This window comes from Clostridium sp. AM22-11AC, from assembly GCF_003473545.1.
In the GTDB taxonomy this organism is placed as follows: Bacteria; Bacillota; Clostridia; order Lachnospirales; family Lachnospiraceae; genus Enterocloster.
Genome location: NZ_QUCM01000001.1, coordinates 491,627 through 505,127, shown reverse-complemented (window position 1 = coordinate 505,127; position 13,501 = coordinate 491,627). Strand labels below are relative to the sequence as shown.

The 13,501-nt window shown below is 41.8% G+C and carries 14 protein-coding genes; 11 read left to right on the top strand and 3 right to left on the bottom strand.

Going from position 1 to position 13,501, the window contains the following annotated elements; translation table 11 throughout:
• Positions 1–3: 3 nt before the first annotated feature.
• Positions 4–1,149 carry an enolase C-terminal domain-like protein gene (locus DW251_RS02350; RefSeq protein WP_118300101.1) on the bottom strand — a complete coding sequence of 382 codons (1,146 nt, stop codon included), beginning with the start codon at positions 1,147–1,149 and terminating at the stop codon, positions 4–6.
• A complete protein-coding gene (locus DW251_RS02345) occupies positions 1,146–3,050 on the bottom strand; it encodes a LysR family transcriptional regulator (protein ID WP_118300100.1) in 1,905 nt (634 codons plus the stop codon). The genes DW251_RS02350 and DW251_RS02345 overlap by 4 nt, the downstream gene beginning before the upstream one ends.
• Before the next feature lie 256 nt (positions 3,051–3,306).
• Here DW251_RS02345 and DW251_RS02340 point away from each other — a divergent pair, with 256 nt between their 5' ends.
• The 3 genes from DW251_RS02340 (at position 3,307) to DW251_RS02330 (ending at position 6,459) form a co-directional block, all read left to right on the top strand.
• Positions 3,307–4,386 carry a tripartite tricarboxylate transporter substrate binding protein gene (locus tag DW251_RS02340; RefSeq protein ID WP_118300099.1) on the top strand — a complete coding sequence of 360 codons (1,080 nt, stop codon included), beginning with the start codon at positions 3,307–3,309 and terminating at the stop codon, positions 4,384–4,386.
• A gap of 61 nt (positions 4,387–4,447) precedes the next feature.
• Positions 4,448–4,915, top strand: coding sequence for a tripartite tricarboxylate transporter TctB family protein (locus DW251_RS02335; protein WP_118300098.1), 468 nt, complete (start codon positions 4,448–4,450; stop codon positions 4,913–4,915).
• A gap of 17 nt (positions 4,916–4,932) precedes the next feature.
• The gene (locus DW251_RS02330) at positions 4,933–6,459 is read left to right on the top strand and encodes a tripartite tricarboxylate transporter permease (RefSeq protein WP_118300097.1); all 1,527 of its coding nucleotides are present in this window, start codon (positions 4,933–4,935) and stop codon (positions 6,457–6,459) included.
• Positions 6,460–6,529: 70 nt separating this feature from the next.
• Here the strand turns inward: DW251_RS02330 and DW251_RS02325 are convergent, their stop codons facing one another.
• Positions 6,530–7,156: a GntR family transcriptional regulator gene (locus DW251_RS02325; protein WP_118300096.1), complete on the bottom strand. Its 627-nt coding sequence runs from the start codon at positions 7,154–7,156 to the stop codon at positions 6,530–6,532.
• Between DW251_RS02325 and DW251_RS02320 the strand changes: the two genes are divergently transcribed.
• The 8 genes from DW251_RS02320 (at position 7,103) to DW251_RS02285 (ending at position 13,485) form a co-directional block, all read left to right on the top strand.
• Positions 7,103–7,441, top strand: a complete 339-nt coding sequence (locus DW251_RS02320; protein WP_347474610.1) for a TRAP transporter large permease subunit — start codon at positions 7,103–7,105, stop codon at positions 7,439–7,441. The two genes, DW251_RS02325 and DW251_RS02320, sit on opposite strands and share 54 nt — an antisense overlap.
• A gap of 82 nt (positions 7,442–7,523) precedes the next feature.
• Entirely contained in the window at positions 7,524–8,699 is a 1,176-nt protein-coding gene (locus tag DW251_RS02315; protein ID WP_118300094.1) for a mandelate racemase/muconate lactonizing enzyme family protein, read from the top strand.
• 83 nt (positions 8,700–8,782) lie between these two features.
• Entirely contained in the window at positions 8,783–9,676 is an 894-nt protein-coding gene (gene garR, locus DW251_RS02310; RefSeq protein WP_118300093.1) for a 2-hydroxy-3-oxopropionate reductase, read from the top strand.
• 28 nt (positions 9,677–9,704) lie between these two features.
• Positions 9,705–10,604 (top strand): dihydrodipicolinate synthase family protein, encoded by a 900-nt coding sequence (locus tag DW251_RS02305; protein WP_118300092.1) that lies wholly within the window; start codon positions 9,705–9,707, stop codon positions 10,602–10,604.
• Between the two features lies 1 nt (position 10,605).
• A complete protein-coding gene (locus tag DW251_RS02300; RefSeq protein ID WP_118300091.1) occupies positions 10,606–11,460 on the top strand; it encodes an aldo/keto reductase in 855 nt (284 codons plus the stop codon).
• Positions 11,461–11,674: 214 nt separating this feature from the next.
• On the top strand, positions 11,675–11,953 hold the full coding sequence (locus DW251_RS02295; RefSeq protein WP_021869324.1) for a helix-turn-helix domain-containing protein: 279 nt from the start codon (positions 11,675–11,677) through the stop codon (positions 11,951–11,953).
• Entirely contained in the window at positions 11,940–13,073 is a 1,134-nt protein-coding gene (locus DW251_RS02290; RefSeq protein WP_118300090.1) for a type II toxin-antitoxin system HipA family toxin, read from the top strand. Before DW251_RS02295 ends, DW251_RS02290 begins: the two co-directional genes overlap by 14 nt.
• A 28-nt stretch (positions 13,074–13,101) precedes the next feature.
• Positions 13,102–13,485 (top strand): VOC family protein, encoded by a 384-nt coding sequence (locus tag DW251_RS02285; RefSeq protein ID WP_118300089.1) that lies wholly within the window; start codon positions 13,102–13,104, stop codon positions 13,483–13,485.
• Positions 13,486–13,501: the final 16 nt, after the last annotated feature.

Below are 13,501 nucleotides of genomic sequence, written 5' to 3'. Positions count from 1 at the left end.
AACCTATTTTTTTCTGTAATAATACTGGATACCTCTTAAGAGTCCATCTGTTTCCAGATGGTCAAAATCGAGCTGAACAGGAATGCCTGGAATATCTGGAAGGTAGAATCGCCCGTCTTTGATCTGGGATACAACCTTAAAGTAAGGAATCAATACTTCATTTAATGGCTGATGGAATTCCAGAAGTTCATTTTCGGAATAGAGGGCACCTAAAGCGGCATTTATAAATGGAAAGCCGCCAGTAGAAATACGGCAGTTATGTTGGTGGGCATAATCCCGTACACGCATGATTTCAGCAAGGCAGTATAAACGGGCAGGCTGGAGATGATCTACGCCATGTTCTGCATAATCCACATGAGCATGATAACTTCTGACAGATTCACCCATAGCAATTTCCATGGAAATACCGGCATTATCCATCTGGTCGCGCAGAGAGCGAAGCGCCTCCATGTCAAAAGCATGGACAGGTTCTTCAAACCATTCCACATTATAAGGAGCAGCAGCTTTTGCAAATTCAAAAGCGGTATCAGCATCCCAGGCTTGGTTTGCATCTACAGCAATGCCAAAATCATCACCCAGAGCCAGTCGGGCTTTTTCAAGACGGCGGACATCTGCAGACCAGTCATTGCCATTTCCACCAATCTTAAATTTGGTGATTTTGAAACCTTCTGATTTGAAGCGGAGAAGATCGTCTAAAAGGGCTTCATCGCTAAGAAGCACAGAACCGCCGCCTTTATAGACGCTGGCCCAGTCTTTTGTGGCACCAAGAAAACGATGAAGTGGCTTTTGGGCCCGGTTGGCTAAAAGGTCTAAAAGGATCCAGTCCAGATTAAACATTTCTGCAACATAAGGGCTTTGATAGCCAAAGTTGCGGATCTCCCACCAGAAGTAATGAGTCCATTCACTATTGGTTTTTCCGCCTTGCTCTAATAGTCTTGGGACAAAGAAATCTACCATGATACGGGAAGCTGGGCCCTGACCACAGAAACCATCTTCGTCATATACTTTTAGCCAGCCCTGGAAAAAGGATGCATGACGGATCCCGCCAGTTCCGTCTTTAAAAGGAACTGGAAGTGGAATAGGTGCTACATCATAAAATATAGCTTCTTTGATTTTAAGGACATCTGGATAGTTAAAAAGATAGTTCATGAAAATACCTCCTCATAATGTTCAAAATAGGTTTCAAATGTGTCATAAAGCAAATTTTCCAAATCTCGGGTCACAGGGGGCATGGCGCGGATCGGATGATGGGCCATGATCAGAAAATATCCCTGAGGTGGTGTAAAAGAATGAATATCATTAGGAGTGTCAGCAAAAATCTTTGATGGAAGGATCGTGTTGCCAATTCCATTTTTTTCCAGAAAATGCAGGATGGATGGAATAGCCTCACAAATGGAGGATACACAGGCCGGACATATCTGTTGGAATAAACGTTCCTGTTCGCGGTGCAGCGCATTTGTCTGAGGGACCATCATAGCTTTCGCAGATTCTAAAGAACAGGAAGCAATATCGTTTTTAGAACAATATACTAGTTCATCTTCATCCAGAATACGGCTGTCTAAAATGGGATGCTCTTCTTCACAGGAAAAATAGATGCCATAATCTGCGGATGCATTTAAAAGAGCTTCCTGGATTTGTTCACGGTTACCGCAGGTGATATGAAGCTGGATATCTGGATGCTGTTCCTGAAAAGTAGAAACAATCTGAGTTTGTATAATATGTATCAGACTGGGATCACATTGCAGGTAAATACTTCCCTCATGTCCTTGCTGATAAGCTTTAATATGTTCGGACATTTCGGCTTCAATCTGCAGGATGTTACGGGCGAAGTTGACAAATACCTTTCCAGCATTGGTGGGGAGCAGTGTATTATGTTCGCGGGTAAATAATTTGGTACAAAGCATTTTTTCCATACAATGCAGATACCGGGAAAGAGCAGGCTGGGTAAGATAAAATTTTTCGGCAGCTTTTGTCAGACTTTTTTCATCAACAATGGCAATAACGTAACGCAGCAGTTGTGGATTCAGATTTAATTCAGGAGGATTTTGTGTGGATGCCAAAGTACCAGGGATATCTGGTGCAGAAATACCTGAACCTTTATTTCCGAATGACAGGTCAGCAGCCAGAAGCAGATCGTTGACCTGTGAGGATGGAATGATCTCAAAGTGTTGATCTGGATCAGACTGCAGATCCTTGATCAGTAAAGATGCGAGATATTTTTCCGGTTCTGTCAGTTTATACCCCAGAGGAAAACGAATATGTGTGACCTGGTGAACAGGTGGATCTAAAGGAAGGAACACCAGCTCATTACAAGGTGTGACATATGTTTTGGATACAAGACCTGCTCCAGCTGCGTGATGGAGCATAGAATCAACAAGAATCACATTATCTGACTCAAAAGTGATCACAGGTTCAAAGCCTGCTTCCTTAAAAAGTTCTTCTGCAAGGATGCGAATGTTGTGTCGGAGCCCCTGTAGTACAAATGGGGTATCTTTCAGATCAGCCAGACGGATCTTGCTGGAAGTGGCTAATGGATGAGCTGCAGGAAGTGCAACCAGAAGCTCTTCATAGGCAATGGGAATATCTGTTACTTTATCAGAGGCTTTTCCAGAACCAATTGCCAGATCTACTTGCCCATGCAAAACAGCGTTCGTTTGTTCATTAGAGTAAAGCTCTGTTAAAGATAATGAAATATTGGGATAACGGTTTATAAATGACTGGTAAATACGGCTGTATATCATGGATCCGCGATTGGGGCCGGTTGCCAGGCGGATACAGGAATGATCCATATTTGTGATCATTCTTAGTGACTGGGAAAGTCTTGTTTGTTCATTTACGATTTTATGTGCATATTCGATTACATAGCGTCCTACAGAAGTAGGCACCAACTGTCTGTGATAACGAAGGAAGATCTGGAAGCCCAGTGAGGTTTCATATTCAGTAAGAAATTTGCTGAGTGCAGGCTGAGAAATCTGCAATGCCTGTGCTGCTGCTGAGAGATTTCCGAAATCAGATATAACAGTAAGATAATAAAGCTGTCGTGTTGTCATGTGAGATCCACCCCTTTCTTGTTGTTTTTTTAAATTATAGACAAAATCTAATGAGTGTCAAGAAAAAATGAGTTTATTATAACTAAAATGATATGAATACTATAATCAAAATGGCTTTGTAAAATGCAAAAACTAAGTATATAATACGAAACATAAAAGCACTTAGCGAAAAAATATAGCAAAATTGCTAAAAATGCAAATAACAGAGCGAAAGATTGCTCTGTTAAATATGATATGAAAAAGGAGAGGAAAAACTATGAGAAAGAATTTGTATCGTTTTTTAGCGGCAGGTGTGATCCTGGCAGCGGTAGCAGGAATGGCAGGCTGTTCTGAAAAAAAAGATGAAACAGTTTCTACTGCGGCAGCTTCTGAAGCGGAAACGCAGAAAAATGACAGTAAGGCGGCTGCTGATACAGAAATTGGTTTCCCAAAAGATGAAACGATCACACTGGTTGTTCCTGGAAAAGCAGGTGGCGGCTCTGATTTGGGAATCCGTTATTACAGTGAAGGATTGAATCGATTATATGGACTTAAAACAACCGTTACCAATTATGACAGTAATACGGTGGGGCATCAGACAGTAGCAAATGCAAAGCCTGATGGAACAACTCTTACAGTGGCAACGTCTGCTTTAAATATACAGTATATTACGGGTAATACTGATATTGATCCGAACAAAGATTTCACATTGATCGCATGCCTTCAGGATAATGGATTTCTTACGTTAGCAGTTCCGGCTGATGCTCCTTATGATGATTTTGCAGGTTTTGTAGAGTATGCTAAGGAACATCCGGGAGAATTAAATGCAGGCATGCCTGCATCTGGCTCTAATACATTTTTATTTGGAATGTTAAGTAAAGAACTTGGTATTGAGTTGAATTCTGTTGAGTGTGCATCAGAAGCAGACCGTCTTACCAATCTTGCAGGCGGATTCATTGATGTAGGTGTTGTTGGCGTTGGAAATGCAGTAGAGTATGAAAAAGCAGGAAAGTTAAAAGTAATTGGCACTGTTGCATCAGATGGAATTACGATTGGAGATTACCCGGAAGAATTACCGGATAATTATAAGACATTACAGGAACAGGGATACGAGAATTGTACAATGTCTATATATCATTATCTTTTAGGACCTGCAGGTATGGATGAAAAGATGGTAGCTGAAATGAATGAGGCTATGAAAGCGGTAGCAGAAGATCCAACTGTAAAAGACGGTATTGCGAGCATTGGCTGCATTCCAGGCTGGCATGATTTGGAAGAGTCTAAGGAGATTCATGATAAAGAATATGCACAGTTTGTAGACATTGCAAAAAGCTTAGGTGTATGTGAAGTGGAATAATGGAAAAGGATGTCCTGAGGGATCTCTCTCAGGACATTTTAGAAAGGAGAAGATTGGGAATATGAAAATGCACAGAGATACGATCACCGGTATTACAGGTCTGGTGGGAAGTGCTTTTTTTCTGTATTTTACCCGGTTTATCAAACAACCGGCTAAATTATTGGAACCAGGACCAAGGATCGTGCCATATGTAGCACTGCTTCTTATTGCGGTCAGTTCTCTAGCTTTATTGATCAAAGGGGTCATAGAACGAAAAAGGGAGGAAAAGCCATATTTTCCCAAGGGAGGTATCTGTAAAATAACATTAAGCTTTATGAAACTTCTTCTTTATGCTGTTGCTATGAATTATCTGGGATTTTTATTTACGACGCCCTTTGCTACTTTTGCATTTATTTATGATCTTAAGGGAGAAAGTAAGGTGCGGCTGGTTACGGCAATCATTATTTCTGTGGTAGTTACAGCCAGTCTCTATGCAATGTTTGTTTATGGTTTTCAGATAAAACTGCCGTCTGGCATACTATTTGAGTAGAAGAGAGGAGAAGAAAAATGACGGATTATATGAATGCATTGCTGATCTGTCTGCAGCCAGTCAATTTCCTGTTGATCATAGCCATGGTTTCATTAGGAATTGTATTTGGCGCAATTCCAGGACTTTCAGCTACCCTTGGTATTGCTTTATTGCTTCCTATTACATTTGGCCTTTCTACGGAAACTTCTTTTGTATTACTTCTTGCCATTTGGATCGGCGGAGTATCGGGAACTTTTATTTCGGCGGTTTTAATCGGTATTCCGGGGTCTTCTTCCGCTATTGCCACTTGTTTTGACGGCTTTCCTATGACAAAGAAAGGGCAAGCGGGAAAAGCATTAGGAATTGGTATGACGGCTTCCTTTATAGGAACGGTGGTTTCCGTTATCATTGCAACTGTATTATCTCCGGTTATAGCAGAATTTGCGCTTCATCTGGGACCATGGGAATATTTTTCACTGTGTTTTTGTGCCATTACATTGATTGCTTCTTTATCAAAAGGAAATATTTTTAAAGGGATCATGGCTGCAGGTATTGGGCTGCTTATGGGATGTGTAGGCATGGATCCTATTAATGGATCACAGCGTTTTACATTTGGAAGTGTAAACCTTAGTTCTGGACTCAGTACAGTAGCGCAGATGTTGGGAATGTTTGCTATGTGTCAGATCATCCGTGATTCTGCATTGGGAGAAGGAAAGATGCCGGAAGCAGATGTAGTGAATATGAAGGGGATTGGTATTGGGTTGAAAGATATTTTTGACAATATCAAGACTATTTTATTTGCTTTTGCAACCGGTCTGTGGATTGGTTTTCTTCCAGGCATGGGTTCTGGTATTTCTAATATGGTGGCTTATGGATATGCAAAAAGTATCAGTAAAGATCCAGATAGTTTTGGAAAAGGAAATCCAGCAGGTGTATGGGCATCAGAAACTGCAAACAATGCATCTTTAGGTGGTGCGTTGATCCCAATGATGGCACTAGGAATTCCTGGAGATGGAATTACAGCGATGCTGATCGCAGGTCTGACGATTCATGGATTACAGGCGGGACCGCTATTCATGACAGAACAGCCAGATTTGGCCATGCTGATATTTGCGTGTGTTTTGGTGTCGGCAATTGTTACTTATGTAATACAGATTTTAACAAAAAGGTGGTTTCCATACATTTTGAAAGTTCCGTATCACTATTTATACACAGTTATTCTTGTGATCTGTTATATAGGTGGTTATGGAATTTCCAATACTATGTTTAATATTTATGTTATGTTGGCATGGTGTGTGCTGGCTATCTTTATGAGTATTGCGGGACTGCCGACTTCTCCGTTGGTACTGGCATTTATCCTTTCAAGTAAATTGGAACGTTATTTCCGCCAAGGTATCAGCTACGCCCATGGAAGTTATAAAGAATTTTTTACGCGTCCGATATCCTGCGTTTTACTGATCATTTCTCTGGTTTGTTTAGTATGGCCACTGATATCAGATATATTAAAATCAAAGAAGAATCCAACAGAAACTATGGAAAATACCATACAGGCAAATGATGATTGATCTAAGAACTAAAAAGCTGCCATTTTATGATCTGGTCTATCATGGATCATAAAATGGCTTTGATCTTGGATCAACTTAAAAACGATGCCACCGCCGCTTCTTTAGAATGTATCAGATGCACCCGTATAGAAGCCACTGCGCTTGGCAGGTCATGGTTTTTGATGTAGTTGATCAGCTCTAAGTGTTCCATGGCGGCTACTTTGTGGCGTTCCCGGATGTTTTGCTCACCCAGAATGCGGATGCGGATATTCTGGTCGTAGATCTGGGACAGGTTCATGTTCAGGTATTTGTTTTTACAGGCGTCGGCAATGGTGCGGTGTAAGGCATCGTCAATATTGCAGAAGATAACGGCGTCTTTCCGCTCTAAGATCTCACTGCTTAAGATCTTATTTGTCTGTTCTTCTAATTCAAGAAGTTTATCCATATCAATATATTTGCTGTAGTTTTCAATAATATAGGGTTCCATGAGCAGTCTGGCTTCAAAGGTCATGGCGATCTCTTTCATGGTCAGCGGCAGGACCATGATCCCCTTTTTGGGAATGATCTGGACTAACTGCTCTTGGGCCAGCATATTTAAGGCTTCACGGATGGGCGTGCGGCTTGCGTCGATCTCTTCCATTAACATCATTTCGCTTAAAATGTCATTTGGATTCTTGGGAATTTCCGCAAGCAAGTATGTGTTCTTGCTGTTAGTCAACCTGCTTCTCCTTTTTATCGGTATGTTCTGCGAAGCAGGTGCGCCATGGTAATCCTGGCACCGCTGTTAGCTCCGGTAGCGAAGACATTGGGAATCGATCTGGTACATTTCGGTATTATCATGATGTCCAATCTGGCGATCGGTATGATGACACCTCCGATTGGTGTAAATCTGTATGTGGTATGTGATACAGCAAAAGTAAAGATTGAAGGAATGTTTCCGTATCTGGTTCGCTATTTTGCGGCACTGGTTGCAGGTGTTCTGTTTATTACCTATGTGCCTTAGCTTTCACTGTTGTTTGTAAACTTATTTGGAAAATAATGGAAAATAAGATCCTGAAGATCAGGATCATGGAAAGAGGCGTTTTATGAAAATTACAGATATTAAGACCATAAAGCTGCATTATCCTTATAAAAGTTGGATTGTTGACGGCTGTGGAAGCTGCGGTGCCAGAGGTGCCTTTCTTATATTCATTGAAACAGATACGGAACTGACAGGTATTGGAGAAGCAGCAACCTTTGGAAGCTCTATGGAAGCTATGGAATCGATTGTAGAAAAGCAGTTAAAGCCGCTGCTTTTAGAAGAAGATCCGTCTAAGATCGAATTCCTCCATCAGAAGATGCTGTGGAACTGCTGGGCAAACGGCAGACAGGGAATGGTTATGGGCGCGATCAGCGGCATTGACGTGGCTCTCTGGGATTTGTTGGGAAAGGCAGCCAAACTTCCAGTTTGCAAGCTTTTGGGCCAGGTGGCAGACCGGGTGCAGGGATATGCAAGTGCTGGATTTTATGCAAAGGGAAAGAGCTTGGAAGATCTGCAAAAAGAAATCGAAGGATATCTGGATAGAGGATTTACCGCTTTTAAAATGAAGATCGGCAGAACTGCCAATAACTATAAAATGCGTCTCCAATATATGAAAAACGGAGATTTTTATCTTACCAATGAGGAAGATAAGGCCCGGATCGAGCTGGTAAGACGGACTATTGGACCGGATAAGACCTTAATGGTAGATATGAACTGCACCTGGGATGTGGATGATGTACTTCGTGCCAGATCGTTTTTTGAAAAAAATGATATTTTTATGATCGAAGAACCGACCCGTTCAGATGATATTGCCGGATACAGACGTCTTACAAGAGAAATGGGAGGAATCCGGGTAGCTGGAATCGAATCAGAACAAGGAGTTTCCAGATTTGGGGAGATGATCGCAACGGACACTATGGATGTGGTCCAGGCATCTCTTGGCTGGGCCGGCGGATTTACTGGCTGCCGCAAGATCGCTTCAACGGCCCAGGTTTTTGATAAATTGTATACACCACATTCCTTTTTCTCAGCCGTTATGACAGCTGCTAACATCCAGTTTGCAGCGTCCCAGGTAAATATACCGTTTATTGAGGCAGAGGAAAATGAAAATCCATTGCGTACAGAGTTATTAAGGGCCCAAATCGAAACAGATGGTCACATGAACTATCTGGTGACAGATAAGCCGGGACTGGGAATAGAACTTAACTGGGATGTAGTAGACAAATATATGATGCATTAAAAATCTCCCCCTGCATAAGCGGAGACAAGGGCAGAGGATCAAGTACATTAAAATTCAAATTTCAATAACAGGAGGAAACAAAAATGAAAGTAGGATTTATTGGATTAGGAATCATGGGAAAGCCAATGGCAAAGAATCTTTTAAAGGCAGGTCATCAGGTTTGTGTCAATGACTTTAAAAAGGAAGCAGTAGAAGAACTGGTAGCCGCAGGCGCAACAGCAGGTGCAACCAACGCGGAAGTAGTAAAAGGCGTAGATGTGATCATTACCATGGTGCCAAACTCACCAAATGTAAGAGAAGCCCTGTTAGGAAAAGATGGTGCCGCTGAAGGCGCAGATGAGGATACGGTAGTTATCGACATGTCTTCCATTGATCCAGTAGAATCTAAGAAGATCGCAGCAGAACTGAAAGAAAGAACCGGCATGGAAATGTTAGACTGCCCTGTTTCCGGCGGAGAGCCAAAGGCGATCGACGGAACCTTATCTATCATGTGCGGCGGCAAGAAAGAAATATTTGACAAATACACCGATCTGTTAAAAGCAATGGGAGGCTCTGTTGTATATGTAGGTGAGATCGGCTCCGGAAACGTGGCAAAACTGGCCAACCAGATGGTAGTTGCAGCGAATATCGGAATCTGCGCAGAGGCAATGACCTTTGCGAAAAAGATGGGAACAGATCCAGAGTTAGTATATCAGGCGATCCGCGGCGGATTAGCAGGTTCTACGGTTATGGATGCCAAAGTTCCTATGATGTTAGCGGGAAATTATAAACCTGGATTCAGAATTGACCTGCATATCAAGGACTTAAATAATGCATTAAACGCTTCCCATGCCATCAATATGCCAGTACCAATGACCGCACATATGATGGAAGTAATGCAGGAATTAAAGAACCATGACGAAGGCAGCTGCGACCATGATGACATTATCCGTTACTATGAGAGAATGACCGGTGTTTCTATTGTAAAAGAAAAATAATTCTTTATTGATCTAAGAGGGAAATGTTATGAATACAGATTTTATCAAGGGCGTTATCGTTCCTATTATTACAGTTATTGACGAAGAGGAAAAAATCAATGAAGCAGCTATGCGGGCACAGGTAGACTATGTGATTAATGGCGGCCTTCACGGTATCCTTGCTTTTGGCTCCAACGGTGAGTTCTACCAGATCGAAGAAGAGGAAATGGAACGTGGATTTAAGATCATGGTAGACCAGGCAGCGGGAAGAGTTCCTGTTTACTTTGGAATCGGCGCGATCAATACGAAAAAATGCGTCCGCCTTGCAAAAATGGCAGTAGCAAACGGTGCAGCAGGCATCTCCATTTTACAACCTATGTTCTTAAAACCCAATTTTAACGAATTGTTCCTGCATTTTAAAACAATTGCAGAGGCAGTTCCGGAAATTCCGGTTCTGTTGTATAATAATCCTGGAAGAGTTGGTTATACCTTAAGTGCAGATCTGGTAGAAAAACTGGCCCATGAGGTGAAAAATATCGTAGGTATGAAAGATACCTCCGGTGACATTACCCAGACAGAGGAATTTATCCGCAGAAATGCAGATGTAGGTTTTAAGGTATTTGGCGGAAAGGACACACTGTTATATGCCAGCTTATGTATTGGAGCTGTAGGTGGTGTGTGTACAGCCGGAAACTTTATGCCGGAGCTGATCGTAGATATTTACAATAAATACGTGGCCGGAGATCTGAAAGGTTCCCTGGCAGCCCAGTATAAGTTAAATCCAGTTCGTCTGGCAATGGATGGTGCAAGCTTCCCGGTAGCTGCAAAGGATATGGCTATCATGCGTGGACAGGCAGCTGGAAAACCATATTTACCAAATCTTCCAACACCAGAAGGTGCGTCTTATGATAAGATGAAAAAAGAAATGGAAAAAGCAGGTCTGATCTAATATGAAACATACAGTTACATTAAGAAACGGAGTGCAGGTTCCGGCCTTAGGGCTTGGAACCTGGTTCCTTGGGGAAAATAAAGCAGCAAGAGCGCGGGAAATGGAAAGTCTGCGCACTGGCATTTCTGCTGGTATGACGCTGATCGATACTGCAGAAATGTATGGAAATGGAAAAGCGGAAAGTCTTATAAAAGAGGTCATTTCTGATAAAAAACGGGATGATCTTTTTCTGGTATCTAAAGTTCTGCCAAACAATGCGGGGAAACACCGACTGGAACAGGCGCTAGATAATTCCATGAAGCGGATGGGCGTGGAATACCTGGATCTTTATCTGTATCACTGGAGAGGAAACTATCCTCTGGAAGAAACCGTAGCAGAGCTGGATCGTGTGAAAAAAGCAGGAAAGATCAAAGAATGGGGCGTTTCCAACTTTGATATTGATGATATGGAAGAACTGTGGCAGATCCCGGAAGGCAGAAACTGCCTGGTAAACCAGGTTCTTTATCATACCGGTTCCAGAGGCATTGAATACAGCCTTCTGCCGTGGATGAGAGAGCATGATGTGGCCTTGATGTCCTATTGTCCTCTGGCACAGGCTGGGACTTTAAGAAGGGGCATCTTAAACAACCCGGTTTTAAAAGAGATCGCTAAAAAGTATAATGCCACCGTAGAGCAGGTCATGCTTGCCTGGAATATCCGGGACGGACATACCATTGCCATTCCAAGAAGCGGCCGTGCGGAGCATACACTTCTTAATGCACAGGCAGATCAGATCCAGCTGACAGAAGAAGATTATAACGCTATCGACCAGGCATATCCGCCGCCAACCAGGAAAGAGTATCTGGATATACAGTAAAATTTCGCATTAATATTTGAACAAGATCATAAAAGGACAACTGACGTTTTTAGCAACGCAGTTGTCTTTTTTGTTGCTTATCAGTAATTAGGTGAAAAATATATTGTATGCAACAAAAATAAGTGATAAAATGAAATAGATAAAATATTATCTGTTTTTAATATAAAACTAATATTTTGGATAAAATATTAGCAGAAAGATAAATGGGGTGTCTATGGAACAGCTTATATGGGAAACAGCAGAAGAACTGGATCAGAAACTTGCGCAGAGAGTGCGTAATATCAGGAAACGCCGCTTGATCTCCCAGGAGAAATTAGCATCTTTAAGCGGTGTAAGCTATGGTTCGATCAAGAGATTTGAAGCGACAGGACAGATCTCATTGATATCTTTGACGAAGATTGCTATGGCTTTGGATATAGCAGATGAACTGAGAAATATTTTTACGCAGGTACCGTACAGAGATATCCAGGAGGTTATAAATGAAAGAAGATAATGTGCTCCAGGTATACTATGAGGAAAAGCGTGTGGGAATTCTGGCGCTGACAGCGGATCATAAAGCGGCTTTTCAGTATGATGAAAAATGGCTGGAAAATGGTTTTTCTATCAGTCCTTTTTCACTTCCACTGAAAAAACAGGTATTTTTACCAACAAAAGATTATTTTTCAGGTCTTTTTGGAGTGTTTGCAGACAGTCTTCCGGATAATTGGGGAAGATTGTTGTTAGACCGGTTGATCCGGGCACATAAGCAGGCTCCAGACGAACTGACAGTTTTAGATCGATTGGCAATCGTTGGAAAGTCAGGAATGGGAGCGCTGACTTATTATCCTGAAAAGAGTTTTTCTGAGCAGACAGGGAATTTGGATTTAGATGAACTGGCAGAAGAATGTCAGAAAATATTGAATACAGAATATTCAGATAAGTTGGATGAACTGTACCGTCTGGGTGGCACCAGTGGCGGAACAAGACCAAAGATCATGACTACGATCAATGGGGAAGAATGGATCATAAAATTTCCTGCCCACGTAGATGGGAAAGATACAGGAAAAATGGAGTATGATTATTCCTGCTGTGCCAGACAATGTGGTATTGTTATGAGTGAAACAAGATTATTTCCTTCTGACAAGTGCAAAGGATATTTTGGAACAAAAAGATTTGACCGAAGACCAGATGGAAAAAGGCTCCATATGCTGACAGCGGCGGCACTTTTAGAGTTAGATTTTGAACAGCCAAGTCTGGATTATCATAGTTTGATGAAGCTGACAAAAATACTGACAAGAGATAACGCAGAAGATATGGAAAATATGTTTCGTAGGATGTGTTTTAATGTATTTGCCCATAACCGGGACGATCATTCAAAGAATTTCACATATTTATATGATGACAAGGAAGATAAATGGCATTTAAGTCCTGCGTATGATCTTACCTACAGCAATACCTATTATGGAGAACATACAACTACGGTTGATGGAAATGGAAGAGATCCGGGAAGAAAAGAACTTCTGGTAGTTGGAATTGCGGCAGGCATGAAAAAGGGAAGCTGTGAAAAGATCATAGATGAAATACAGACATATGTGAAACAGATGTTGAGGGAATATTTGGAAAGATGTCAGTAAAATATTGTAAGAAGTCATGGAGGCAGTTATGAAGATCGAACACATCGCACTTTATGTAAATGACCTGGAAGGAGCCAGGAAATTCTTTATGAAATATCTGGGTGCACAGTCAAATGATGGGTATCACAATCCGAGAACCAATTTTCGCTCTTATTTTCTTTCATTTGATGATGGCGCAAGACTTGAGATCATGAATAAACCGGAAATGACGGATCTGCCGAAAGATCTGGTACGCACCGGATATGCGCATATTGCTTTCAGTGTGGGAAGTAAGGAAAAGGTAGATGCCTTGACTGCTCAGTTAAAAGCTGACGGATATGAAGTAGTCAGTGGACCGCGGACCACGGGAGATGGCTATTACGAAAGCTGCATTGTTGCGATCGAGGGCAATCAGATTGAAATTACGGTGTAATCTAAAAAAATGATTT